Here is a 25,177-nt window from a genome sequence, read left to right on the forward strand (position 1 = left end):
AGATGGGGGGGAATCCCGTATCTTCATTGTGAAGGCAGGCGGCTACCGCAGCTATGGACATCTTTTTTGGGATCATGTACCGGTACCGCCAACTCCAATGAACGGACATGCCGATGCAGGATATGAACGAAACGAATATCACTATACTGGCGGAGCTTTGACTGCACCCTGTCCCACAACTCAAAGAAGCCGCCCCAAAGGGAGCGTCTGCGTGCTTGTTCCGACCATAGCTCCATATGAGGGAGCAGGGTCAGAATCCAACTCCATAGATAAAACGATGTTTGAATCAACCGCTCTCTCCAAATGGAGGTCCACCGCCAGAGGGTCTTCTCGGAGTATGGACCGCAGGGGAGGGAATCGCTTTGGGTGGCTATCTGAGCTAGGGAAGTGCCTTGGTCATGCTGGCGAATGACCTCTTCCTTCACGTCAAGAGCTACTTGATGATACTTCTCTACAAAGTCGGGGATTAAGCCAAAGGTCCCCCCGCATTCCGGTAATGGGCAATAGAACTGGTAGATGGGGATCTCACGAGTTTCTTCCAAAGTAATGACGGTTCTCGTGAAGTGACCATGGCGATATAGAAGCTGGTGCTCTTGTCCACAGTGAGGACAACGCCGAGGTCTGTCTTGATGGGGAATGCCCCCATTTACAACTACAATCGAAAAATAGCTCTGGACAGACTCATTCCAATCCATTACGATGATGTTGGCGATAGCCGTTGGGAAGAGGAATACGGGGTTGCAGCCCATAACGTATTCCTCTTTTATTTTAGCTGTGCCGCTCCTTGGACAATGATTGTCGGCGCAGCCTCCGGCTGCACCCGCCAATCATTGTCTACTATCTCCGCCACTCTTGGCAAGAAAAAACCGCTCTTCTCCCGACATGGAAAATGAGCGGCAACATTATACATTTATTCCAACAAGTCTTGGTACTGTCATCTATGTGTTTTGCGATGTTTGTAATAGAAAGTTGGATCTCACAGAAGACTGGGGTTAAACTAAGGATTTTAACTTATAGAAAAAAAGGATCGTCAGTTCACTGTATTCGAAATCGAAATTTAAATCACCTCAAATAAGCGGGGCTGTTGACTAATGAAAATTGAAGTATCAAAAGTTCTTCATAAGTATCAAGTCACACTTCCAAAAGGAGTTCGTGAAAAAATGGATTTAACGGTAGGTGAACAAGTGCTATTTATTAAAACAGAACAGGGTCTTATAATGAAAAAAGTAACTCTTGATCTAATTGAAAAAATAATGATGGAGAAATGATGTTCGGGACATGCGTGGATCGATAGACTGGGAATTCTCACTAACATTAGAATAAATGTAAGCAGACAACAGGGGTGAAATTTTGCATATATTTATTCAAACAGGTATATTGTCATGATATGCTGGTTGGAGTTTTTTGTAGATTGAAAGTGAAGGATAATTTGAATAACCGCTTCTCACCTCGTCTATTGGCGGGGGTTGTTTTTTTTGTAGTCTATTATTTCATTGGGGTAAGGAGTTTCCATCATTCCGAAACAAGTTGAATGAGGAAAAAGTAGGAAAAAGCTAATATGTGTCGAATTGCTAAAATGAAATCAAATAATTGTGATGATGCGGACTTATAAATAAAAATACGTAAGGACTGATCATATTGTATCTCGATACTGTGAGTATATGGAATTGGAGAAAGTTTGGAGAACGTGAAAATGGCCAGCCTGGGGTGAAAGTATCGTTTAATGCTAACTTAAACGTAATTGTTGGTGAAAACGATTCTGGAAAAACAGCAATAATTGATGCAATAAAATTGGGTCTGAATACAAATAGTCAAGATTCATTATGGATCAGAGATACTGATTTTCATGATAATAGTAAATCAATAAAAATAGAATACATTTTCAAAGCTTTAACTGAGGATGAGGAGGCATTTTTCTTTGAATGGATTTATTTCAGAGAAGGTGCTTCGTATTTAAGAATTTTATTGGAAGCAGAGCAAACAGTAGATATAAATATGAAATCTAAAATAATTAGAAGTATATCTGGTGGAGAGGAAGAAAGGGAGCAGCCGTTAAGTGACAGTGTCAAACAACTTTTAACGGTCACATATCTAAAGCCATTAAGAGATGCCGAATTAGAGTTGAGTTCTGGAAGTAGGTCTAGATTTGCTCAGATTCTTAAAAACTTGAGTTACTTCCAAAATGATAGTGGTGCATCAAAAAGCAAAATTGAAGATATTCTTTCAAATGCTTTTAGTGAAATACAGGAAATAATTGATAAACCAGTACTTGAAAAGATGAGTAAGGTTATCGAGGCTTTTTTTGAGAAGAATCGAAAGAAAAGCCCAGAGATAAAGCCGAAAAATATGAAGTTCGAAGAGGCGTTGAAGAAATTAGAATTAAGTTTGGGCGATGTCGGTAGTGGACTAGGCAGTTCAAATTTATTATTTATGGCCGCAGAATTACTTCTTTTAAGTGATAATACTATAGGGGCAAAGATTGCTCTGATTGAAGAAATAGAAGCGCACATACATCCGCAATCGCAATTAAGGTTAATCAAATATTTCGAACGGAAAAGTAAGGAAGAAGGGATTCAATACATTCTTACTTCACATAGTCCTATATTAGCATCATCGATTTCACTCGAACATATTATTCTTATTTACAATAGCGCGGCATTCCCTATGAGGTCTGGTTTAACGCATTTGGAAAGTGACGACTACAAATTCCTAGAGAGATTCTTGGATGCAACAAAATCAAATATGTTTTTTGCGCAAGGGATAATATGTGTCGAAGGGGATGCCGAAAATTTATTAATTCCTACTTTGGCGGAAGTTATCAACAGACCACTTTATGATTATGGAGTTTCGATTATAAATGTAGGAAACTTGGCATTTAAGCGATATGCATCTATTTTTCTTAGAAAAGATGATCTTAAACTTAACTTCCCGGTTTCTATTGTGACGGATTTAGACATGAAACCAGTATCTTATTATGATGAGAACTTGTGCTACTTTGAGATTGACCACGAAGATGAACAGGATATTAAAAAGATCATTTCTCCTGTGCAAGATGAGTCACTTATAGGCCTATTCAGTAATTTCGATAGTCTTATTATTAAAATAAACAAAATTATTGATGGGAAGATGACTACAGAACAAAAGCAAGCAATACATGATATTTTAACGAAGAAAAACACTCTGAAGTATGAAGAAATAATAACAGCTAGAGCAAAGAAAATACAAAGTAGTTATATGCATGAAGTTGAGAAAACAAAAGTATTTATCAGTTCTCCATGGACATTGGAATTCGCAATAGCCGAAAGCGGGTTATCTTCATTATTACAGGACTCTATATTGGAAGCGAATTATAAAGAGGCGAGGAACCGAAATTCGAAAAAGGAAAAATGGGAAATAATACCTGATTCTGAAAAAAGAGCTGTTGAAGTTTATCAATTTATGATTGATCATAATGTATCAAAATCAGTTGTGTCACAATTGTTATCAGCGAAGATCTTGGATAAGAAAAGCGAATTGGCTACAATTCTTGCTAACGACCCAAAGTTAAAATATTTAATTGATGCTATAAAGCATGTAACAGGTGGTGAGTAGATGTACTTTAACCAAGATGATTTTGACTTAGTTGAAAAAACTATACTAGGCAACAAAAGGTTCAATGAAAATCAGCGGGAATTTATCGAGTTAATGGAATCTAAATATATAATCGCTGGGCCGGGTGTTGGGAAGACAACTTGTCTAGCAGCAAAGATAGTTTTACTCTTGATGAAATTAGCTAGTTCGAATTCAAAGGATGCAGTATGTATTATTACACAAACCAATGTTGCGGTTGATGAGATAAATAAAATCTTAAGAAGGCTAGGTCTGGCGCAAATTAATCACCCACATTTTGTGGGGACGGTTCATCAATTCTTCAACACCTTTTTGGCTATTCCTTACATAAAAAAGCATATAAACCCGATTAACTTGCGATTTGCTGAAGACGACGATTATTCATCATTAATTTCCACATTGGTTCATAAAAACTCATATTTCGGGGGCTGGAGTAGTGGTCCTAAAAGTGCTGTGATCAGAAAAATTCAAGATTGTAATCTAATTTATGATAAGAAAACAGATAAAATCATCTTAGAAAACACAGTAAATTGGGATAGGTTTGAAAGGCATCATACTCATATGTTTAATGTTAAATGGGAATTAAAAAGGCTCGGCTTTTTTACTTTTAATGATACTTTTCTTTTCGCTGAAGCAGCTCTGGGATATAGAAAAAACATATCCTTGTTAAGGAAAAGATTTAAATACGTTTTCATTGATGAATTTCAAGATACAAAAGCAAGTAGCCTTGCTATATTAAAAAATATCTTTTCAAATGAGGGTAACGTTCTTCAGGTTGTTGGTGATCCCAACCAAACTCTTGATTTCTATGGACAAATGCCAAGTGTTGACAATAAAAATAAATTTGAATTAAAAATTTGCAATAGATTTGGAGATGAGATTGCTAAACATCTCCCTAATATAATAAATGGGATACAAGTAGAGTGCTTTAAAGAGAAGAAATCCTTTAATCCATTGTTAATTTTATATAATCGAAATGAGCAATTAATTCCTTACTACAAGAAAATATTTACGGAGTATCTTGCTGATGAGAATTTTTCAAGGAGTACGAAAAAAGATAGTATTCTATCAATAAGGAAATTGGCGATTAATGGGTATCAAACTGATGGTAACCACCAAAGTGTCACGAACTATAAGATAAAAAATAGCGAATCGTATACTGGTCATATATCAAAGTTAGTCAATGATCTTATCTATAATAAACTTTCCAATATTGAAGAGTTTGAAATAGATTATAGACAATGGGTAAGAGAGCATCCAAAACAGACTGATATAAAAAAATGTTTAATAAAAGGCATAAAAAGAGGACAACTTGATAAAGACAGTTTGAAAATTGCTATAAATTCCATACTTATCGAGAAGGACTCAGGAGCTATAAATGCTACAAATGCAATTTTTGGAAAAATATCGAGCGTGCTGGAATTAATCAATAACTCTGACGTATCTAAGATTAATGAAGATGACGATCAAACATTGATTTTTGGTACCATTCATTCTGCTAAAGGTGAAACTCATAGATCGGTTTTATTGATAGACTCGGAAGAAGCTGACATGATACATTCGAAAATGCTTAAGTCATTTTATTGTCTTGATAACACTAATTATGATAATGAGTGGGTTGAAAGAAATCTTTTATATGTTGCTATGAGTAGGCCTACCCATTTATTTGCATTTGGTATGAATGCTAGCTACATTAATCAAGATGAAATAAACATATTCAGAGACAAGGGCTGGGATATCAAGTTTGCATTCGATGAATCTGAGCAAGAAAATTCGGAAACGAAGGTTTTAAACATGTATATTTAACATCCTTGAATGCACAAATGAAGCCGCGGCGAACTCTAATGTAAATAATTAATTACTGCACAAGCTTTAAGGAACATTTTTGCATTTGGTGTAGAACGAGAGGTGGAGTTGTGTCCATAAATACTTTGATAAAGGGATTAAAAGATGGGGATGAAATTGTTGGATTCTATTTAATCAAAGAAATAGAAGCAAAACAAACAAATAGTTCGATCCCCAAAGATTACTTAGATCTTGTACTCGCCGACTCAAGTGGAAATATTTCTGCGAAGTATTGGGATGCCAGCAAGACCGATATTGAAACATTCTTTCCGATGTGTCTTGTTAAGGTACAAGGCTTGGTTCAGGTATATCGTGAAAAACTACAAGTTAAAGTAATACGAATTCGTAAAGCAACGGAACAAGACGGGATATCCATAACAGATTTTATTCGTTCAGCTCCTGTAGGATCAGAAGAGCTCATTTCTATTATTGAACAAGCCATCAACAGTTTAAGTAATGATGAAGTTAGAACGATTGTTTCTTTTTGTTTTGAGAAAGTCAAAGATAACATGCATTCATCACCCGCAGCCAAATCTCATCATCATGCATATTATGGGGGGTTGGCATACCATATCGTTCGGATGCTTGAACTGAGTGAATTTATTTGTCGGCAGCGCCCATTTCTCAATTCGGACTTGCTAAAGGCAGGTGTAATTTTACATGATATTGCTAAACCAGTAGAAATGGTTTCGGAGTATGGTATGGTAATCGATTATAGTAACCAAGGAAAATTGATTGGACATATAAGTATGGCTTCGAATTGGATTACAGAAGCCGCAATTAAACTTGGGATCGATCTGCAATCAAATATCGTCCTGGCTTTACATCACTTGGTATTATCCCATCATAATCTAGGTGAATGGGGAAGCCCGGTGCAGCCTCAATTACCAGAAGCGGTAGCTCTACATTATATAGATGCAATGGATGCAAAACTGCAAATGGTTGAAGATATGTTTGGAATAACCCCTGACAACGAGGAATGGACACCGATAATCCGCGGTTTGCAAAACAAACAAATTTTCAAATTAAAGTTATAGTACAAAAATACAATTAGCTCTAACGAGACAATAAGTAATGAGTAGGCCATCTTTCATAAAAGGGCGAAGCATTGATGAATACTCCGGAGCAAATTGAGCCATCGTTCCGGTGAGTGAGAGCCACGTCTCTGGAGTTTTTGTACCACCCTTCGGTAAAGGGTGAGCCCCTGGAGTAACCTCCAGTTAGGCTCTCCTTTAATAAGTTGATTGAGCTGTAAACATAGAAGTAATCATAATTTTTTATTTCTGATCATCCCTTTGGCTCAGAAAGCACTATCCATAAGAACATACGTTTGTTATAATAATAGAAAACGTACGTTCGGGGAGTGTTGGGGATGGCCAAGCATGAAACAATGAATCTTATACAATTTCAAAAGAGATTTGTATCCGATGATGCTTGTCAAGACCACCTATTTTCGATGAAGTGGCCGAATGGCTATGTCTGTGAAAAATGTGGACACAATCAGTATTACACAACCAAAACTAGGAAATTAAACCTTTACGAATGCAAACAATGTCGTTATCAAGCAACGGTTACGGTTGGTACTGTTATGGAGAAAACAAGAACAGATCTGACGAAATGGTTCCTTGCAATCTTTCTGGTTGCCCATGACAAGCGTGGTGTATCTGCAACGATGCTTTCGGAGGAACTTGATATAACCTATAAAACAGCTTGGCTAATCCTCCATAAGATACGAAAAGCGATGGGCAAACGCGATGCTTCCTATAGCCTGGCCGGAATTGTAGAACTCGATGATGCATTTTTCGGTGCCCCGACAGAAGGCGGAAAACGTGGACGCGGCACAGAAAAAGCTACCGTTCTGGTCGGACTTTCTCTAAATGAGCGTGGCCATCCTCAGTATGCAAAAATGGAGGTCATACCAGATGTAAAAGGCAGTACGCTAGTGAAATTTGCGAATGAATCGATCCAACCTGGGAGTACGATTAACAGCGATGCTTATCGATCATACCGAGCGCTAGCGAAAGAGGGATTTCAGCATGAACCGAAGGAATTTAATCCTGTTGAAAACCCGGATCATCTACAGTGGCTTCATACCATCATTTCGAATGTAAAAGCATTTTTAGCAGGGACCTATCACGGATTAGGCGAAAAACATCTACAAGCCTACTTGAATGAATTCTGTTACCGTTTTAATCGCCGCAAATTCAGGGGAGAAGGCTTTAACCGTCTCTTATCTTGTTGTGCTTCCGCTCGTACGATAACCTATTCTGAGCTAGTGGGATGATCAGATTTTTATTTAATAATTCCTTAACGATTCTAATCCCGCGAGATTCGATTTTCTCAAGAACATTCCTTAAATACTCGATAAGTTCAGCTTCAGTAGTTGGCAGAAACCTATTAGGATTTTCAAGAAGAAGTTTATCTTCCTTCAATAATTCTACATGACCCCTAAATAACGGAATAATGTCATATTTATGATCGACATAATCGTTAAGGTAGAATGTGTCAATGTAGGCTTTAAACCCAGTCTCACTGACAGTTTCCTTTATCAATTTAAGTGAAAGATCGAAGTAATCGTAGACAAAATATTCACTTCCATGCCAACCTCTATTCTGATTGAATGACTTGACATCCTGCCGAAAATCAAGTTTGAAAGGTACCAAAGTAAAATTACCAATCGAATGAGTCAGACTAGCAAACTTTTTAAGAGAATAGTTATCTCGAACCTTGTCATGGTCTTGAGAGTAGATTTTACAAGCGTGATTATACGTTGTAAGAAACGAGTTCATCGTATCAGGTCCAAGCCTCTCCCATTTGGTTGCTTCCAGCTTTCCCTTAAGATTATCGGGAATGCTAAATCTATTTCGATAATTCCATCCCCACAGTAGTTTATATATTCGATATGCTAGCTTGGAGCTATCGCAATCAAAATTCGACTTGCTATTTTTATATAACTCGAATTTACGAAAGGGGTCCTTTTCATCTCTAACTTCTTCACAAGGATCTTCATTCTTAAAGTCATAGGTGATAAGGTTTAGGCCTTCGAAACGATCATTACTCATAGTTCGCGCCTCCGTATACTTATTTTTCATTGCAAAATAATGATTATCTCTTTCCCACTTCATAGCTCGCGATTATATTTCTCTGATATTGCATTTGCGGCCTCTCGCAAACGCTCGCGTAGACTTACCGGCGCCACAATCTCTATCGATGTTCCGTATTGAAGCGCCCAGTAGAACATGGCCATCTCATTGACGCTGACAGTCGCTGTTATTGCATCCTCGGTAATGTCGGAGAATTGCACATTCGTCCCGAACCAATCTAGGATATGCCCGACTATATTCCTGTTGGCACGAAGATCGGCACGAAATTTCACCCGCACACTCTTGCCGCCGTACATATAGATATGCTCTTCCATATATTTGGACAAGTCTAACCCATGCTCATAACCCGGGATTTCATCCAAGGAGCGAATTTTTTCGTCTTCAACCTGTTCTATCGCACACATATAATCAAGCCGGTAATTGTATAATGAGTCACCTTTGTCATGGGCGCAAATCAGATAATTTCTCCCGTTGGTAACGACAATTTCGTAAGGACTAACCTTATATATTCGGGGTGCGCCGTCTTTCCCCAATACGACTTGGTGCTTCTTGTCCACTCCGTACTCGATAAATTGAAAAGCCACCTTGTTCCCCTTCGTCATCGCTTCGTTTATAACCTCGGTTGCAAGCAGGAGTTGAATATGCTGGTTTTCCAGTCGCCCTTCTGGAAGCTTTCGCTTGGATCGAAAGTATTTGCTGGATAAGCCTTTCAGTTTCTTAACCAATCCGATGTTTTGTCCGAACGGAATATATTTTGAAAACAGCATACTGTCGATTAACATATGGAGCTCTGCATCGGTGATCTCGCGGTTGAGGTACCAATTCGAATAAAGAACCTCATCCTCACCATTTTTCTTCCTGCGTACCGTTTCTGTATATTCAATGTCGTAGCCAAAATCAATTAGGTTCAGCAAATTTCTCTTCAGAGCATGGCGGTCAACCTTTACCTGATAGCGTTGATGGATCAATTCCGCAATTTCTTGCTGCGAAAGCCGATGCTCGGCATCGCTGTACAGTTTAAGAATTTCAATGATCATTAATACATTCATCTTTTTGGGATGGTCCGTTCCCATACATTCACCTCAATATTGATTTGGGTTTGCACTCCGCCATCAATCAACACATATTGTAACTCATATTCTTCTGCAAACTGATGGCCGTAAGAATTGGCATAGCAATAGATTACGAATTTCAAGGGGTCGCAACCTTCAAATATCATTAGATTGATTCTGTTAACGCTCTTAGGAATAAAAATCTTGTCCGCTTCCTCAGGGATATTAATCAGATAGGTTTGATCTTTATTAAACAAATAACCATTTTTGCTTGAATACGCAGGGTTATTCGTATCTACAAAACAGTGACCCCCGTAGAAAGCATTATCACCAATCTTCGTCACACTGTCAGGAATAAAGATTTGTCTAATATTGGCCCATCCGAACGCACAATCCGCTATTTCAGTGACGCTGCTTGGGATTAAATAGAATGGGCACTTTCGTTGCGAAGGATAGGCAAGCAAGGTCGTTTTATCCTTGTTAAACAGAATCCCTTCTTCGCTTGAGAAATAAGGATTATTCTTGTCGACCTCAATCCATTGCAAACCCTTGTTGCAAAATGCACCCTCGCCTATGCTTGTAATATCGGCGTGAATCGTGATGGTATTTAGTTGATTGCATTTATCAAATGCATTCATGCCGATATGCGTTACACTATTCGGAATATTTACGTATTCGAGGTTATCACAGAAGAGGAATGCTCCATCATCGATGGTTGTTACGCCTTCCGGGATGTGCACAGCAATCATATTCCTACAATAGAAAGCTTTTTGTCCGATATGAGTGTATCCTTCTGGAATGACAACGATATGTTCTCCGAGTTTCCGAGCTTCTTCTTCCGTTAGAACCTTATGTTGTGTTTTGTCCATTCTTCAAGCCACCTCTTCATTTAGTATTTTCTCATTTTCTATACTGCCGCGTTTTCACTAGGCTTTCTTTATCAAGGAACAATGAACCCACTAAAGTTAGTATAAGAAAATCGGTGGTCTATTTTTGCACCATGAAATCAGATAAATTGAAACAAATCAGTGAATCAGCAGTATACTAATACGTACATTCCGTTGAAAGCAGGTGTCGGTTTATGCCAATGATTTATGCAATTTCAGATATTCATGGACATTTGCATCCATTGGAAGAAGCCTTGGCATTGATCGATCTAGAATCCGATAGAGCGAACAAGTTGGTCTTTTGCGGAGACTATATCGATTACGGTCCAGACAGTTGTGGAGTCTTGTATACAATAAAACAGCTGGCTGAGAACTACCCTAATCAAGTCATTGTACTCAAAGGGAATCATGATCAATTGTTTCTTGAGTTCATAAGTGCAAAGGATCGCGATATTTGGAATGTTGAATGGCTAAACTCTGATAATGGATTTGCAACGGTGAATTCATTCATCTCGATATCTACCAGAGAGAAAATATCACAGCTAAAGTCCGAGAAAGGTTATCATGATTTTTTGTTTCGTATCTCGAAAATAATTAAAGAGGACATCTTGAAGAACCATTCAGAACTCGTAAAATGGGTAAAAGGCTTGCCGCTCTATTATGAGACAGAAGCCCAAATCTTCGTTCACGCCGGAATAGATGAAGAAGCGGAGGAATACTGGAGGTATGGAACAACAGATGAGTATTTTTTGAGTAAGTTCCCTGCTACCTTTGGGAAATTTCATAAGGATATTATTGCCGGTCATATAAGCACAAGTTCACTGACGAAAGAAAAAGACTTTCATCAAGTATTTTGGGACAAGAACAGTCATTTTTTTATCGATGGAGAAACGACTAAAAGTGGAGTTGTGCCAGTATTGAAATATAACACACTTACTTCTAGGTATTCATCTTTCATTAAGAATACCGATCACGATGGAAGCTTAAAATGGGTGGAGTACTTCTTAAAATAGATGAAGGTAATCCATCATTTTGTTCCGCTTCGCTCTACTAAATTAGAAAAACATATAAATTTGATTCTTTTAAAGATTTAAGGCCAGTTTGGGCTAATTGTCACTTCGATCATCCCAACAGGATGAGGCGACTCGCCTTTAGGACGGTGATGTCATTAACCTGGACGGCACGCATATTTCCCATCCCTACGCCAAACAACCAGCATTCCGGTGTATTTGGCATGTGGCAGCACGGACCTATGCAAATCAATCGATGGCTTAGCAGCTCTAATGCAGGAGGTTTATGCACACAATCCCTTTCGAGCAGCTTGTTTGTGTTCTGCAACCGTCAGCGAGACAAGCTGAAGATCCTAAATTGGGATGTAAATGGCTTCTGGCTGTTTTATCGCCGTCTCGAACGGGGAACCTTCCAGTAGCCACCCCGTGATCGCTCAAATCTAGCAGATTAACTGGGGAGGCTCAGGACTTGCAAGAAAGCGCGCCATCAAATCGGATCCACCATCTTGCGCTCTCAATTCGCTTCGGGCGGCTAGCAAAGAAAAATAAGTGAAAGCACGCTTGCCGATGCAACTCTCGACCCAATACCCTCGATAACGGTCTAAAGCGTGGATTCCATGGATCTCTCGGGATTGATATCCACATAGGTGGAACCTTCACCGGAGGGATAGCTTATTTTCGACGGAGGCTTGGCTCACCCATGACCGGAATGGTGGCTCTATTTCATCGAAAAAGTCAAGCATTGATTGCGACATGAATTTATTCATAGTGGCCAGTACACGACTTTGCCGACAATCCATAGTATTATATAAAAAAAGCTATTAAAATCAATGAAATGAGTACACAACTTTAATACCGAATAACAACTTTGTGTGAATAGCAAATAAACTGATATTAATGTATCCAAACTCGTATCAAAGCAAATAAAGTCGTATCAAAGCTGAGCAGATCCAGGATTATTTCCTGGCATTTGCTCAGCTTTTCTTTGTTTTAGGGGATAGGGAATAGGGGGGAATGAAGGGGAATGCAGTGTACTTCTCGAATCTAATCTCAGAAGTCGTTCTCAGGCTATTCAAGGCTTCTCAGGCGGTGGGGTTAGTCTACCCAGGCCTTTGCTCAGGCTGTTACCCAAGGTAGTTCTGTGCCTTGTAACCCGATCCTTTTCCTTTCTTTATCCCTACCCTTTGATACCACTTTATTTTCGAGACATAAAAGTATGTCTGGTGGCAAAAATGTGTGGAACCAGTAAAAGGGTCTGGAACTATTGACAAAAGTGTGGGATTGCTAAAAGAGTCCCGATGATGCCTAATTTGGTCATCGAGATGTTTTTAGAAGGGATTGAAGCCAAGCTCGAGGAGCGAATTCGAGAAGTTGGATAGAACTAACTAGATGAACAAACGGAACTTTCAAACGGGGTAGATATCTCTTAGGGGACTCTAAGTGAATTAGATCACTAGAGACAATATTAGAAAATACACAGATTCATCTATCGCACGGGTTATTGTGAGAGTCGATTAATGAACGAAGAAGGAGAAGCTTCCATGTATGAGTTAACACATATTCAGGCCCAGAGCATTGTCGATCGAATGATGAAAGACATTCCCTATAATATTAACATTATGGATCGAACTGGCATGATCATCGGAAGTGGAAATAAAGATAGAATCGGCACGCTGCACCATGGTGCAGTACAAGCCATACAAAAACGAAGGATCGTGGAAATTTTTGAAGATGAGGAGTTCGTAAAGAAGGGAATTAACTTACCGATTGAGCTGAATGGCAACATTATTGGAGTAGTAGGAATCAGCGGTGAAGTAGAGGTAACGAGACCCTTCGGTAACATTCTGAAGTCAGCCGTGATTTTGTTAATCGACAATAGCATCGCTATGGAAAAGAAGAACGTTCAGAAAAATCTCAAACAAGAGTTTTTTACCCAAGTCATCAATGCGGAAACTGCTTATACGCAGGAAATGATCGATCAGGCGTTGATCTATGGTATTCAGTTGACGAGACCTTTCCAGATCATTTACGTGGAATCTCCCACAGAGATTGACGAGCATTTTGCAATAAGTGTCCCCTTTTTCAAAATGACGCAAACTTCACTTTGTATCGTCGTTCAGGTAGCAGATCAGATCGAAGATCTTCAACAGGCGCTAGAAAAGCACTATCCCAACACCTTGATATCGATGAGTAATTGGAATGATAAGATTGCCGATGGGCTTGCGCAGGCCAAGTCGGCGATGCGCGTGCTGAAGGGGGTCTACACGAACCAAAAGCATATATCCTACGCGAATTGTGATTTAATCGTTGATATGTTGAAATCATTCAAAAATGATGTCAGATTAGAGCGTCTAGCCCATGTGCTTGAACAAAATTATGAATTAATCAAAACGCTACAGATTTATATTAATTGCAACCTTAACTTAAATGAAACTGCCAGTAAACTGATGATCCACAGGAACACGTTAAACTATCGATTAAACAAAATCAATCAAGCTACGGGCAAAGATCCCAAAAATGTCATGGAGCTCATGGAACTCATCCTGATGCTGATTAACCGAGTAGAATAAATGAGGACGGCCGTATAATGCTGAAGCCGTCCTCCAAGTGTTATTTTAACAATCTCGAAATATTTTCCGATGTACGAGCAACATTTTCCTTGCCTTCTGCTAATAAGGTATCAAGATCGGCTGCCTTTGGAACAATACCAAAGATGGCATCAAACCCTTCATCGTATAAAGCCTCTACATCTTGGCCGACAGATCCCGCCAAAGCGATCACCTTGATATCGCTGTTCACGCTTTTTGCTGCCTTAGCGACTCCATAAGGGGTTTTGCCGAATTTCGTCTGAAAGTCGATCCCGCCTTCACCAGTGAAGCAATAATCTACATTCTGGAGTTTTTCTTTAAGTCCCGTATACTCAATGACAATTTCAATTCCTTTTTTCATGGTTGCGTTCGTGAAGGCCAGCAATCCGCCTCCGAGGCCGCCTGCGGCGCCTGCTCCAGGTAAATCTAGAATGTCCGCTCCTAGTTGCTGCTTAATGACGTTGCTATAATGTCTTAAGCTCTCATCCAACAAGGCAACCATTTCCGGAGTGGCCCCCTTTTGGGGCCCGAAGACTACGGAGGCACCTTTTTCACCACAAAGTGGATTGGTCACGTCGGAAGCAACCAGGATATGAATATGTTTTAATTGCGGATGCACGTCAGTGGTATCAACGGTATCCAGTGCAAGGAGGCTTCCTCCGCCAAGCGGCAACTCTTTCCCTTCCTTATCCAGGAATTTATATCCCAGCGCTCTAGCCATACCTGCTCCTCCATCATTCGTAGCGCTGCCACCAATGCCTAGAATGATGTCCGTAATCCCCCTTTCAATACAATCCTTTATTAGTTCACCCGTTCCAAAGGTAGTCGTAATGAGAGGGTTTTTGGTTTCCTTCGTTACATGATGAATTCCACTAGCAGATGCCATCTCGATGACACCTGTCTTGCCGTCTCCCAAAATTCCATAATGCGCGATAACTGGCGTTCCAATAGGCCCTGTCACTTCTTTCCGAATGATGGTACCACCTGTTGCATCCACCAACGACTGAACCGTGCCTTCACCTCCATCCGCCATAGGAACATGAATACATTCTGCATCCGGGATAGCTCTTTTGATGCCGATCTCCATAGCTTCACACACTTCTTTTGCCGTCATGCTTTCTTTAAATGAGTCCGGAGCCAGCATAAATACTTTACTCATTGATGATTCCCCATTCCTTTATAAGATAAATCCGAATAGAACCACGGCTACGATCGTCATTGCTAAACCGACGATGCTTTCATACAAGGCAACCTTCATCCGATCCTTCATGCTCATGCCCATCGCATTCCGTGTCACGTGGAAGTAGGTTCCATGCGGCAGGTGGTCGATGACCGTAGCACCCGCATGGGTCATTACTGCAGCCGATAGAGGAGCAACGCCTGTATTAAGAATCGCATTCGAGAAGGAGCCCGTGGCCAAAATAACCCCTGTTGAAGTCGATGCCGTTGCCCCAGCCATCAACACGCCTGCGATAGGTGCCAAGAAGACTCCGGAGATGCCCAACGATTCAACCAATGCAACAACCTCTGCGGGTAGGGTAGAAGCCGTAATCAATCCACCAATGGCACCTGCCCCAATAATAATCAAGATCGTTGGAGTCATTCGATTCAAACCGGCCGTGCAATAGTTCAGTATATCTTTCGATTTGCCTAAAGCTAAGGCACCGACTACGCCGGCAAACGGTAAAATAAACAATGAATCAATCTTAAGCTTTTCTAAAAAGTCTGCGCCAAGCATCGAGCCAATGGGACTAATCATCAACAGCACAATCGCGATGACTGGAGCTACCAAAGCTTTGGATAAAGGAGGCAGGTTCTTTGAACTGGATTTATCCAATTCAGCTGCTTCTTGATCTGTTACTTTCGTGCCTTTAAATTTATTGAATGATGCGATAATGACAGTAACGGCCAATCCAACAAGCGCAGGAACGACTCCACCAAGCATGACCTGGTTTACATCGAGCTGAAATCCGCCGGCTGCTGCAATAGTGTTTGGGTTCGGTGAGATAATGTTGCCCGCCTTACCTCCACCAGAGAGGGCTACGAGCAAAGCGATTTTGGAGTACCCCATTTTATTACCTACCGATAACGCGATCGGAGCAACAATCAAGACGGCCACAGGAATGAATACCCCTACTGCTGTGATCACCATGGTAGCGAGCGCAAGGGATAGCATCGCTTTCGTTCCACCTAGTTTATCAACGATGAATTCTGCAATGGTTCCGGCTGACCCCGATTCCATCATCACGCCGGCAAAAACACCTGCAGCGATAATTCGTATAACGGTACCTTGTACACTTTGAGTTCCAGAAATCAGGATGTTGATGACTTCCGAAAAATTCGCACCGCCTATAAACGCACCAACAATTGCTCCTAGAATTAGTGCATAAGTGGGCGCTAGTCTCAACAAAATTAATATAATCGCTAGCGCCAAACCCGCTAAAGCGCCAATCCAGGATATATCTAATGCTGCTGTCATCTAAAAAATCCTCCTCAGGTTGATTGTTCTAATTCGGTGACCCTATTATTACAATGCACCGTACTATTAAACCTCATTCACATAGCCTCGGTCTCTATCTATTGTTGTGCAATTGCGATGTGGTAAAGTTATCCCTCCTTAAAAGTTCCTAAATTCACTAACTTGAATACGGTTTCATTATATTAAGAATTAGGTAATCAAACAATTGATATTCCAATGAATATAATTGTGCATATGCACTAAATTTGTTCGCCTCTATGATTTTCCTATTCACTCGGAGAATTGATAATAACCTTTATAAGGAGACTTGAAATCTATTACCTGATTTAGTCGGCAAGGACGGGTTCATTGCTTGAGCTAATGGAATATTATCAACTTTAATAGCTTCACTGACAGCGGATGTCAGTGAAGTCATTTTATTATGATGATAATCATGGATTACCGATGGATGATTGGTATCACTTGATGAATTGTAAAATAAGGAGAACTTGCAAATGAATAATACGGTATATCTTTATGTTTTTGACACAATGGCAGACTGGGAAGTAGGCTACTTAACTGCCGAACTGAACTCGGGAAGATTTTATAAAAAGGGGCTGGCCCCATCAAAAATAGTCACCGTGGGAATTGATAAGACTCCAGTAACTACAATGGGCGGATTGAAATACTGCCTGACATCAATTTGGATGAGTGCAGCATTGAAAGATCGGTGGTGCTACAATGGGACTTGCCCAGACAGGATTGCTGAATTCACGTGGGCATACAAGTAATGATCTGGAATACCTCAAAATGATCTGTCCCACTTATAATGGAGAAAATTATTACAAGATGGAGTCTGCTGTAACTGATGGAAAACTGATCACAGCATCTGGAATAACTCAGTTGGAATTTTCTACACACATCTTGAAAGCTTTGGATGTGTTTTCTCCAAAAACATTAGACGACTGGTATAACCTTAATAAGACTAATGATTCTAAATATTACTATGAGCTGATGAATTCAATACAATGAAGGTCCCAACGACTTTACATTGCGAGTAAATCGATTGACCAATACTGCACGTTGGTTCAATAAAAAAGGCTACTCGATTTTGAAATGCCGATCACGACCCAAAATCGGCCTAAGAACGCTCGCTTCAACGTTTTAAGGCCGTTGCGTTTTTATTCTTAAAGTCTAGTCCCCCCAGTAGCGTCAATAAACTGCCCCGTAACCCATCGTGCTTCCTCAGAAGCTATAAACGCAACGATATCCGCAACGTCCTCGGTAGTTCCCACTCTCCCGAATGCAGACATTGAAGCGGCTTCAGCATGAGCCTCCGGGAGGGCGAGCCAATCCTTGTTCATATCCGTAGCCGTTACTCCCGGTCTTACCGCATTCACTGTAATTCCTTTTGCCGCAAAATGTGGCGCCAAAGCCAAGGTCAGTGTCTCAACAGCGCCTTTGGAAGCCGAATAAATGGTTTGCATTGGACCGGCAACCCGAGTAAAGCCTGTAGAAATGTTAATGATTCGTCCGCCGTTACGTATAAAAGGACTGGCTGCTTGAATAAGAAAATAAGGAGCTTTCAGGTTCACATTAACGACTTCTTCAAACGTTTCAATTGTCGTTTCTTCAAAAGGAATGGCCGGCGCAATTCCTGCATTGTTAACTAAAATGTCCAAGTGCACGGTTCCAATTTCCGAGCGGACCGCCTCCTCAAGTGTATTCCACAGCTGCTTTACACCGGTAAGGCCATCATTTAGTTCTGCCTGGAGGGCTACTGCCTTTGAGCCCAATGCTTGAAGTTCATCAACAACCTTTAAAGCCGCTTCCCGATTGTTGGCGTAATGTACGCCGATCCATTCCGCGCCGCCTGCCGCTAATTTCTTGGCAATTTCAGCACCGATCCCACGACTTGCTCCTGTAACCAAGGCAACTTTACCACTAAACTTTCCTACGCTTTTCGACATATCATCCCTGCTCCTTTATTGAAAATTTTAAGCCATGTCCACGCCCCCGGGGTTTTGGTGAAATATCATAACGGTCGTTATGTTATATCATGTTAACCAATCTGGTGGGAACTGTCAATTACTCAATTACAGAATCTATCATGCTATTTCCAGCGCACGTTTACTGCAGGCTCTTGTCCGATCGAACGGCTGGCAGCAATTCGTAACGTGTGTTATGATAACGTACAGAAAAAATAGAGGTGATCTTACGGATGGGACGTACTCGCGAATTCGATGTGGAACAGGCACTGGACGCGGCACTTTGCGTGTTTTGGCGCAAGGGCTACGAGGGTACATCGTACACCGACCTGACGCAGGCCACGGGTGTCGAACGCCCCGCGCTTTACTCGGCGTTTGGCAATAAAGAAGCGTTGTTCCGCCAAGTTTTGGAACGTTACTACGAGCACTATCATGATTTCTTCCCGGCGGCGATAGCATTGCCGACCTCGAGGGAGGTGGTCGCACACCTCTTCCGCAGCGCGGCCGATTTGCAAACTCGTTACCCGGATCATAGAGGATGTCTATATGTCCACGGCGACTTGGCTGGCTCGGATGAGTCTGAGCCGATCCGCCTGGCCTTAATCGATGCGCGTGCGGAGGGAGAGACGTTGCTGCGGGATCGCCTGGAACGGGCAAAGCAAGAAGGGGATCTGCCGCAGACCGCGAACTGTACTGCACTAGCCGCATTTGTGATGGCTGTACTCCACGGGATGGCGGTCCAAGCCAAGGCCGGCTTCAGTCGCGATATGCTGGAAGCTGTTGCGGAGCAAGCGCTCTCCACATGGCCTACCGGAAGTTCCACGTTTACGAGCAAGTCCTCTTAAGCTTATGGACTTCGTGTTACACGAAGATAGGCGAGATGCATTTATTTTATTGCAAGGAGGATCACGCATGTATACGGTCAAAGAAGCCGCTCAGATCACGGGGCTTACCGAGCACGCCATACGCTTCTACACGGATAAAGGGTTGGTCCCAAGCTTACAACGGAATCAGAACAACATTCGGATGTTCGATGAAGAATCGATCAATTGGCTGCATGGCATCAAATGTCTCAAGCAGTCCGGGATGCCAATTGAAGTGATCAAAACGTACGTTGATCTCTGTCTCGAAGGGGATGCGACGATTCCGCAACGTTTCGCTCTTATGATGGAGCATAAAGAAGCGGCGATCGCTAAGCTCGAAGAAGCCAAACGGCATGTAGCTCATATGGAAGAGAAAACCTTGCTATATCAGGCCATTCTGGAGCACCGCTCTCCAGATACGACGAATCCCGGCAATTGGGACAAAATTCGGCATATGCATCGTGATGTATTTTATTCGGCTTTACCTATGGTTCAGAAGGCTTGAGAGGGTGCGATAAAAAGAAGTAGCTTCCGAATGGAAACTACTTCTTAGATTTCTAGGCTTACAAATCGACCAAATTTAATTAATCACCACCGATGAATTCCGCATTATTCCTTCGTCTACATGTACAGAAGGACCAAATTAATGAGGAAGGTTGTTGATTTAGAATGGGAGCCCAAATTTACGCTTATCTGATGTCGGAGGATGCAAGAAGCCAGGCCAACTTCTACATAGCGGCTTTAGGCGGAGAAATTCAATTTCTGGCTACCTACGGGGAAGCGCCGGGAACACCTGAGGCGATGAAGGAGAAGGTCATGCATCTGGCTTTGACCGTAGCCGGGACGAACACCTTAATGTTTGCGGACTCTCTTGAGCCGGTATCGTACAATCGCAGCACCAGTATCTCGATCGTTTATGATGATTTGGCGGAAGCCACAACGGCCTATGCCAACTTAAGTCAGGGCGGAGAGAGTAAGTATCCGTTCGCCCTTCAACCATGGGGAGCTCATTACGGAGAAGTGATCGATAAATTTGGCGTCACGTGGATGATTACCAAACAGTAAGCTTAGGCTGTCGAGGTCCGTGCCTCGACGGCTTTTTACTTTGCGGCGTTGCTTGAGATTAGCACAACTTGACTCCAACACATCCAGCGGTTATGATTTACTCAACGATCGTTTAGTGAAAGGAAAGAAGGTCTACGAATGCCAACCGAGCGGAGAACCAACCGAATAACCAGCCGGGATCTGCAAGCGGCTGAACGCAGGCAGCAAATCCTTGATATCGCAAAACGGCTGTTTGCGGAGAAGGGATATCATGCGACCTCCATGCGCGAATTAAATAAAGAGATTGGCATGGCGGAGGCGTTAACCTATCATTATTTTCCCGGGGGCAAGCTGGAAATCCTGAAATCAGTACTGCAAACCGCTCAGGAGGAGCGAATCTCCAAGTTTGTGGTCTTCTTCAAGGAACTATTCCAAGGCGGGAAGGTACTGGATGAGGTTTTGCTTCAGCTCACCTACGGAATTGCCCAGCGTATCCAGGAGGATCAACAATACTTCCAGATCTTGATGCGGGAACGGAAATTACTTGGACAAGAGCAGCAAGATGCTTTGGATGAGCTGACCAAACAACCGTTTGCGGCCCTAGCCGATTACCTGTCGAAGCAATCCGCCCAGGGAAATGTCCGGGAGATGGATTTTGAGATGGCCGCCTCGCAATTTCTATCCCATGTTGTAGTATCTGTTGTCCGGGAAATCCTGAATGGCCGGGAGCTGTCCCAGAAAGAGATGCAGCGGATCGCCCGTTTTTATGTACAACTGTGGGCGAAGTAAATTTTTTTGACTATTTTACTCAACGAACGTTCAATCAAATAAGATGTATCTGTAAAAATAGGAGGGCATCTGCGATGGAAGAAATCATCCGCACCGAGCATCTGACCAAACGTTATGGCAGCCGAACCGTCGTTAACGAGGTTTCGATGACAGTAAAGAGAGGGGAAATCTACGGCTTCCTCGGCCTAAATGGCGCCGGTAAGACAACAACGATCCGCTGCTTACTGGGGATGAATAAACCTACCTCAGGAGAGGTCTATTTATTCGGTAGAAAGCTTACCCAAGGGGGAGAAGCGTTTTGGAAACGCGTGGGTTATCTGGTGGAGACCCCGGCTGCCTATCCCACATTTACGGTAAGGGAGAACCTAAAGCTGTTCGCGGGGCTGCGTGGAATTCGGGAGCGGAGTGCCGTGGAGGCGGTGATGGAGCAACTGAATATGAGCGAATATGCCGACACTCAGGCTAAGCATTTATCGCTGGGCAACGCACAAAAGCTCGGATTAGCCAAAGCGCTGCTACATCATCCGGAGATCTTGATTCTCGACGAACCCACTAACGCGCTCGATCCGGCCGGAATCGTTGAAGTCCGCGAACTGCTACGAAATTTAGCTGAACGGCATGGGGTGACCGTATTTATTTCAAGTCATATTTTAGAAGAGATTTCGAAGATCGCCACACGAATCGGAATCATTCATCGCGGAGTACTTCTGCAGGAACTATCGGCGGACGAATTTGAACAACTCCGGCAAAAACGCCTCTATATCGGGGTCAACGATCAGACGGAGGCCGCGCGAACCGTCCTGAGAAGTGGCGGTTATCATGTCCGGGTCACCGATAACGGGGAATTGGAGGTATCCGATGAACACGCCATCCGACAACCGGAGAACGTGGCGAAGCTGCTAACGGATGCGCGTCTTCCACTCGCTCTATTGAAGGTGGAGGAAGAGGATTTGGAGGATTATTTTCTCAAAACAATTGGAGCCAAAGGGGGAACGGAAGAATGAGATCTTTGCTTGCAGCCATTCGGACCGAAAATACGAAGCTATACCGTTCCTATGTATTGTGGGGAACCCTGGTATTCTTCTTGTTCGTTACGGCCATTCGCGTTGGCGAGGGGGATTGGAATACTTATCTTAGTAATGTCGTGTTTATGTTTGCGAGCGTGTTTGGTATTGTCGGCTTTGGCGTGGTTGCGGGTTGGACGTTTGGACGAGAATATGCTGACCGTACCATGAAGGATTTGCTGGCACTTCCCGTATCACGGGGGAAAATCGTTGCCGCCAAATCGATGTCGGCGATTGTCGGGTGTCTGGTGGTCGTTCTGATCACCGTGGGCTTTGCGCTCTTGTTGGGTCTTGTCGTGGGTGTGCCTGGCTTTTCGATGGATAAGGTGCTGCATCTTGTGCTCCAATTGTTGATTATTTCCGCTATACATCTGTTCATGTGCGGCCCGGTGATATGGATCGCCTGTGTATCACGCGGTTACTTGGCTCCGATGGCTTTCGCCTTTTGTACGCTGATGGTTGCCCTAATCGGGGGACCGACGCGTCTAGGCGCCTATCTCCCATGGTCAATCCCGGCTCTTCAGCTGGCGCAGAGCGGCGGGGCTGTATTCCCGTTGGAACCGGTAAGCTATATCATCCCTATCGTTGTGGGCTTTGCGGGTTATCTCGGGACATGGGCATGGTGGCGTTGGGCGGATCAGAAGTAAGGCTTGAAGAAGCGGCCGAGAAGTAGTTAACCCGAACCACGCTGCAGCATTGCAGGATGATTCGGGTTCGTGGGTTTTGAGGCCTTGGTGGACTAAGATTTAGGTTTCAGTTGGAACTGCTTGATCTGATTGTTCAATGATACCGAAATGTCGTTGAGTTGACCCGCGTGGCTGGAGACCTCCTGGGCGCTGGCCAGCATTTCTTCGGACGAGGCGGAGATTTCTTCCGAAGAGGCGGACATTTCTTGGGCAAAGGCCGAAACGGCCGATACTTTATCGACGACGGTGTCTTTGGTTTGAAGCGTGTTTTGGATGTTAAGGTAAGTTTCTTCGATCAATGGAGCAATCGCCGATATCGCTTCAAGAATATCCCGGAAGGAATCAGTCGTGAGCTCAACCGATTGCACCTGGTTACCCATGAGGTCTTCCACTTCGTGAGACGTGTGAAGGACTTCCTTCGTTTCAACGGCAATGGATTCGATCAATGCTTGGATCTGTTCCGTAGCGATTTTGGATTGCTCCGCCAATTTGCGAACTTCTCCGGCGACGACAGCGAAACCTGCCCCTGCCTCCCCGGCTCTGGACGCCTCAATTGCGGCATTTAATGCTAGCAGATTCGTTTGATTGGAGATTCCGTTAATGGTTTGGGTAATCATGCCGATTTGCGAGACGCTGTCTGCGAGCGCCGTCAGTTTGACGTGGACCTCTTGGACGGCTGCCGTCAAGCTTCCGCTGGAGGAAGAGACGATCTCGATGTTTTCTTTGCCTACGCCGGCTTTGTCCTCTGCTCCATCAACATGATGTTTCACCGAAGCCATCTTATCCTGAATTCCATCGAGATGTTCCGCCAATTCCGACATCAACTCGACCATTTGCGTCAGCTCGTCCGCTTGCGAAGCCGTTCCTTCGGCCACGTGCTGAATCGCGGTCGCGACCTCGCTGGAAGCAGAGCTTAACTGGGTGGAGGCCGTAGCCAACTGTGCGGACATGTCGTCCGTTTGATCGGCTTTGCTCTGAATGCCGGATACGACGCCTCGCAAATGGATGACCATGTCTCTGAAACTAAAAGCTAAGGCACCAACTTCGTCTTTGCCTTTTGCCGTAATCTCGTGATATAGTTCGCCGTCAGCCACTTCCTTGGAGGCTTTGGCCAACTGTTGGATCGGCTTGATCACCCGATTGGTAATAAAGAGCAAAATGAGCGAGATTAGAATATAAGCAGCCGCACTGACCACCGTTGTGAGCCACATAATCTGGTTTATGGTTTGTTCCGTATTTTCCATCGAAAGTCCAATGTCGATTGCGCCAAGAACTTTGCCGTCCTTTTTGATTGGGAGAATGATATCGTAGACCTTCGTTTTCTCTTTCTCGTAATAATACGTTGAAGTGTACGTCTTGCCTTGTTGTATTGCCGTCTTACTTCCCTCATCATCCAGGGAAATGCCGATTCTTTCCGGATCTGAATGGGCGGTCGCCTTCAAGTTCGGATCGATGAAGAGGGCATATACGATTTCTTCGTTTTTGCTCAGATTGTTGATTAAATACTGGTACCCAACACTGTCTGTAAACGCCTGGATTTTGTTGGCCAAAATACCGATCTGAATAACTCCGCCGTCGCTTCGTTTCACGTATCCGTATTTATAGTAGTCCCCCGTCTCCTTGCTTTTTCTGATGTCTTCCACATAGAAAGCGGCTCCGCCGCCAAGAACCTGCTGGGCCTTATGTTCTTTGCCGAAAACGGTTCCTATGCTGGTGGGCAGATTGGAGTATTCGATCGTACCGGACGCGTCAGCCAAATTGATCTCGTCGACTTCAAATTGCTTGGCAATGGCAGTCAAATATTCATTATTGGTGGCCGACTGAATGTTTGCATTCAGATAACCGCCTAACGTTCGGATATCAGCTTCTGTAGAGGAATTGATGATTTCGAGTGCTGAGGAGCTCATTTCAAGCTGCGAGACCGCTTGATTTGCGATCAGGAGCCCGTCATTTTTCATTTGGTTTAGTAGACTTCGTTCTGTAATGTTGGTCACGCTAAAAGCAATAACCAGAATCGCAATCAATACGCTTGCGAGGGGAATACCTAACAGTTTTAGCCGGATGGAATGCAGGTTAAACAAATTCTTCATGTTTTACGCCGTCCTTTATGCAGTCTTTTTTGGGTAATAAGGCCTAACCATTATACCTGCCTTTGACATATTAATCTGTGTCATTTGTACTAGTTGCTTT

The 25,177-nt window shown here is 42.9% G+C and carries 22 protein-coding genes and 1 pseudogene; 15 read left to right on the forward strand and 8 right to left on the reverse strand.

The features are described from left to right. Positions 1 to 23 precede the first annotated feature (23 nt). On the reverse strand, positions 24 to 749 hold the full coding sequence (locus M0651_RS07775) for a hypothetical protein (protein WP_248551275.1): 726 nt from the start codon (positions 747 to 749) through the stop codon (positions 24 to 26). A 342-nt stretch (positions 750 to 1,091) separates the two neighbouring features. Between M0651_RS07775 and M0651_RS07780 the strand changes: the two genes are divergently transcribed. From M0651_RS07780 to M0651_RS07800, 5 genes are all read left to right on the forward strand, one after another. Then, complete coding sequence (locus M0651_RS07780) at positions 1,092 to 1,268, forward strand: AbrB/MazE/SpoVT family DNA-binding domain-containing protein (RefSeq protein WP_248551276.1); 177 nt, start codon at positions 1,092 to 1,094, stop codon at positions 1,266 to 1,268. Positions 1,269 to 1,638: 370 nt separating this feature from the next. Further along, on the forward strand, positions 1,639 to 3,591 hold the full coding sequence (locus M0651_RS07785) for an ATP-dependent nuclease (RefSeq protein ID WP_248551277.1): 1,953 nt from the start codon (positions 1,639 to 1,641) through the stop codon (positions 3,589 to 3,591). Continuing rightward, positions 3,592 to 5,415 carry a UvrD-helicase domain-containing protein gene (locus tag M0651_RS07790; RefSeq protein WP_248551278.1) on the forward strand — a complete coding sequence of 608 codons (1,824 nt, stop codon included), beginning with the start codon at positions 3,592 to 3,594 and terminating at the stop codon, positions 5,413 to 5,415. 110 nt (positions 5,416 to 5,525) lie between these two features. Beyond that, positions 5,526 to 6,491 (forward strand): 3'-5' exoribonuclease YhaM family protein, encoded by a 966-nt coding sequence (locus M0651_RS07795; protein ID WP_248551279.1) that lies wholly within the window; start codon positions 5,526 to 5,528, stop codon positions 6,489 to 6,491. 335 nt (positions 6,492 to 6,826) lie between these two features. Further along, complete coding sequence (locus M0651_RS07800; protein ID WP_248551280.1) at positions 6,827 to 7,738, forward strand: IS1595 family transposase; 912 nt, start codon at positions 6,827 to 6,829, stop codon at positions 7,736 to 7,738. On the opposite strand, the gene M0651_RS07805 is transcribed toward M0651_RS07800, so the two are convergent. The 3 genes from M0651_RS07805 to M0651_RS07815 are packed head-to-tail and all read right to left on the reverse strand — an operon-like array spanning position 7,674 to position 10,479. Beyond that, positions 7,674 to 8,516, reverse strand: a complete 843-nt coding sequence (locus M0651_RS07805) for a hypothetical protein (RefSeq protein WP_248551281.1) — start codon at positions 8,514 to 8,516, stop codon at positions 7,674 to 7,676. The two genes, M0651_RS07800 and M0651_RS07805, sit on opposite strands and share 65 nt — an antisense overlap. A gap of 59 nt (positions 8,517 to 8,575) precedes the next feature. Then, positions 8,576 to 9,631 (reverse strand): helix-turn-helix transcriptional regulator, encoded by a 1,056-nt coding sequence (locus M0651_RS07810; RefSeq protein ID WP_248551282.1) that lies wholly within the window; start codon positions 9,629 to 9,631, stop codon positions 8,576 to 8,578. Next, positions 9,604 to 10,479 carry a leucine-rich repeat domain-containing protein gene (locus M0651_RS07815; protein ID WP_248551283.1) on the reverse strand — a complete coding sequence of 292 codons (876 nt, stop codon included), beginning with the start codon at positions 10,477 to 10,479 and terminating at the stop codon, positions 9,604 to 9,606. Before M0651_RS07815 ends, M0651_RS07810 begins: the two co-directional genes overlap by 28 nt. A 212-nt stretch (positions 10,480 to 10,691) precedes the next feature. Between M0651_RS07815 and M0651_RS07820 the strand changes: the two genes are divergently transcribed. The 3 genes from M0651_RS07820 to M0651_RS07825 all read left to right on the forward strand — a co-directional run bounded on the left by M0651_RS07820 (position 10,692) and on the right by M0651_RS07825 (position 14,077). After that, on the forward strand, positions 10,692 to 11,510 hold the full coding sequence (locus M0651_RS07820) for a metallophosphoesterase (protein WP_248551284.1): 819 nt from the start codon (positions 10,692 to 10,694) through the stop codon (positions 11,508 to 11,510). Positions 11,511 to 11,749: 239 nt separating this feature from the next. After that, a complete protein-coding gene (gene tnpB / locus M0651_RS24255; protein WP_372490905.1) occupies positions 11,750 to 11,926 on the forward strand; it encodes an IS66 family insertion sequence element accessory protein TnpB in 177 nt (58 codons plus the stop codon). Positions 11,927 to 13,024: 1,098 nt separating this feature from the next. After that, the gene (locus M0651_RS07825; RefSeq protein WP_248551285.1) at positions 13,025 to 14,077 is read left to right on the forward strand and encodes a CdaR family transcriptional regulator; all 1,053 of its coding nucleotides are present in this window, start codon (positions 13,025 to 13,027) and stop codon (positions 14,075 to 14,077) included. A gap of 40 nt (positions 14,078 to 14,117) precedes the next feature. Here M0651_RS07825 and M0651_RS07830 read toward each other — a convergent pair whose 3' ends face one another. Then, entirely contained in the window at positions 14,118 to 15,254 is a 1,137-nt protein-coding gene (locus tag M0651_RS07830; protein ID WP_248551286.1) for a glycerate kinase family protein, read from the reverse strand. An 18-nt stretch (positions 15,255 to 15,272) separates the two neighbouring features. Continuing rightward, the gene (locus M0651_RS07835) at positions 15,273 to 16,574 is read right to left on the reverse strand and encodes a GntP family permease (RefSeq protein WP_248551287.1); all 1,302 of its coding nucleotides are present in this window, start codon (positions 16,572 to 16,574) and stop codon (positions 15,273 to 15,275) included. A gap of 494 nt (positions 16,575 to 17,068) precedes the next feature. Here M0651_RS07835 and M0651_RS07840 point away from each other — a divergent pair. Next, positions 17,069 to 17,585 (forward strand): annotated as a pseudogene (locus M0651_RS07840) (DJ-1/PfpI family protein). Positions 17,586 to 17,740: 155 nt separating this feature from the next. On the opposite strand, the gene M0651_RS07845 reads toward M0651_RS07840, so the two are convergent. Further along, positions 17,741 to 18,523 (reverse strand): SDR family oxidoreductase, encoded by a 783-nt coding sequence (locus M0651_RS07845; protein ID WP_248551288.1) that lies wholly within the window; start codon positions 18,521 to 18,523, stop codon positions 17,741 to 17,743. Positions 18,524 to 18,774: 251 nt separating this feature from the next. On the opposite strand from M0651_RS07845, the gene M0651_RS07850 reads away from it, so the two are divergent. The 6 genes from M0651_RS07850 to M0651_RS07875 all read left to right on the forward strand — a co-directional run bounded on the left by M0651_RS07850 (position 18,775) and on the right by M0651_RS07875 (position 22,948). Further along, the gene (locus M0651_RS07850; RefSeq protein ID WP_248551289.1) at positions 18,775 to 19,386 is read left to right on the forward strand and encodes a TetR/AcrR family transcriptional regulator; all 612 of its coding nucleotides are present in this window, start codon (positions 18,775 to 18,777) and stop codon (positions 19,384 to 19,386) included. Positions 19,387 to 19,453: 67 nt separating this feature from the next. Continuing rightward, the gene (locus M0651_RS07855) at positions 19,454 to 19,909 is read left to right on the forward strand and encodes a MerR family transcriptional regulator (RefSeq protein WP_248551290.1); all 456 of its coding nucleotides are present in this window, start codon (positions 19,454 to 19,456) and stop codon (positions 19,907 to 19,909) included. Between the two features lie 164 nt (positions 19,910 to 20,073). Further along, positions 20,074 to 20,469, forward strand: a complete 396-nt coding sequence (locus M0651_RS07860; protein ID WP_248551291.1) for a VOC family protein — start codon at positions 20,074 to 20,076, stop codon at positions 20,467 to 20,469. 138 nt (positions 20,470 to 20,607) lie between these two features. Next, positions 20,608 to 21,237, forward strand: coding sequence for a TetR/AcrR family transcriptional regulator (locus M0651_RS07865; protein WP_248551292.1), 630 nt, complete (start codon positions 20,608 to 20,610; stop codon positions 21,235 to 21,237). Positions 21,238 to 21,311: 74 nt separating this feature from the next. Then, positions 21,312 to 22,241 (forward strand): ABC transporter ATP-binding protein, encoded by a 930-nt coding sequence (locus tag M0651_RS07870; RefSeq protein WP_248551293.1) that lies wholly within the window; start codon positions 21,312 to 21,314, stop codon positions 22,239 to 22,241. Next, positions 22,238 to 22,948, forward strand: a complete 711-nt coding sequence (locus M0651_RS07875) for an ABC transporter permease (protein ID WP_248551294.1) — start codon at positions 22,238 to 22,240, stop codon at positions 22,946 to 22,948. The genes M0651_RS07870 and M0651_RS07875 overlap by 4 nt, the downstream gene beginning before the upstream one ends. A gap of 92 nt (positions 22,949 to 23,040) precedes the next feature. On the opposite strand, the gene M0651_RS07880 is transcribed toward M0651_RS07875, so the two are convergent. Continuing rightward, positions 23,041 to 25,077 carry a methyl-accepting chemotaxis protein gene (locus M0651_RS07880; protein WP_248551295.1) on the reverse strand — a complete coding sequence of 679 codons (2,037 nt, stop codon included), beginning with the start codon at positions 25,075 to 25,077 and terminating at the stop codon, positions 23,041 to 23,043. Between the last annotated feature and the right edge of the window lie 100 nt (positions 25,078 to 25,177).

This window comes from Paenibacillus mellifer, from assembly GCF_023195895.1.
Taxonomy (GTDB): Bacteria; Bacillota; Bacilli; order Paenibacillales; family Paenibacillaceae; genus Fontibacillus; species Fontibacillus mellifer.

Coding starts and splice junctions, on each gene's coding strand:
- M0651_RS07775 (WP_248551275.1), bottom strand. CDS start 749: ATGGGCTGCAACCCCGTATTCCTCTTCCCAACGGCTATCGCCAACATC.
- M0651_RS07780 (WP_248551276.1), top strand. CDS start 1,092: ATGAAAATTGAAGTATCAAAAGTTCTTCATAAGTATCAAGTCACACTT.
- M0651_RS07790 (WP_248551278.1), top strand. CDS start 3,592: ATGTACTTTAACCAAGATGATTTTGACTTAGTTGAAAAAACTATACTA.
- M0651_RS07800 (WP_248551280.1), top strand. CDS start 6,827: ATGGCCAAGCATGAAACAATGAATCTTATACAATTTCAAAAGAGATTT.
- M0651_RS07805 (WP_248551281.1), bottom strand. CDS start 8,516: ATGAGTAATGATCGTTTCGAAGGCCTAAACCTTATCACCTATGACTTT.
- M0651_RS07810 (WP_248551282.1), bottom strand. CDS start 9,631: ATGGGAACGGACCATCCCAAAAAGATGAATGTATTAATGATCATTGAA.
- M0651_RS07815 (WP_248551283.1), bottom strand. CDS start 10,479: ATGGACAAAACACAACATAAGGTTCTAACGGAAGAAGAAGCTCGGAAA.
- M0651_RS07820 (WP_248551284.1), top strand. CDS start 10,692: ATGCCAATGATTTATGCAATTTCAGATATTCATGGACATTTGCATCCA.
- tnpB (WP_372490905.1), top strand. CDS start 11,750: ATGCAAATCAATCGATGGCTTAGCAGCTCTAATGCAGGAGGTTTATGC.
- M0651_RS07825 (WP_248551285.1), top strand. CDS start 13,025: ATGAACGAAGAAGGAGAAGCTTCCATGTATGAGTTAACACATATTCAG.
- M0651_RS07830 (WP_248551286.1), bottom strand. CDS start 15,254: ATGAGTAAAGTATTTATGCTGGCTCCGGACTCATTTAAAGAAAGCATG.
- M0651_RS07835 (WP_248551287.1), bottom strand. CDS start 16,574: ATGACAGCAGCATTAGATATATCCTGGATTGGCGCTTTAGCGGGTTTG.
- M0651_RS07845 (WP_248551288.1), bottom strand. CDS start 18,523: ATGTCGAAAAGCGTAGGAAAGTTTAGTGGTAAAGTTGCCTTGGTTACA.
- M0651_RS07850 (WP_248551289.1), top strand. CDS start 18,775: ATGGGACGTACTCGCGAATTCGATGTGGAACAGGCACTGGACGCGGCA.
- M0651_RS07855 (WP_248551290.1), top strand. CDS start 19,454: ATGTATACGGTCAAAGAAGCCGCTCAGATCACGGGGCTTACCGAGCAC.
- M0651_RS07860 (WP_248551291.1), top strand. CDS start 20,074: ATGGGAGCCCAAATTTACGCTTATCTGATGTCGGAGGATGCAAGAAGC.
- M0651_RS07865 (WP_248551292.1), top strand. CDS start 20,608: ATGCCAACCGAGCGGAGAACCAACCGAATAACCAGCCGGGATCTGCAA.
- M0651_RS07870 (WP_248551293.1), top strand. CDS start 21,312: ATGGAAGAAATCATCCGCACCGAGCATCTGACCAAACGTTATGGCAGC.
- M0651_RS07875 (WP_248551294.1), top strand. CDS start 22,238: ATGAGATCTTTGCTTGCAGCCATTCGGACCGAAAATACGAAGCTATAC.
- M0651_RS07880 (WP_248551295.1), bottom strand. CDS start 25,077: ATGAAGAATTTGTTTAACCTGCATTCCATCCGGCTAAAACTGTTAGGT.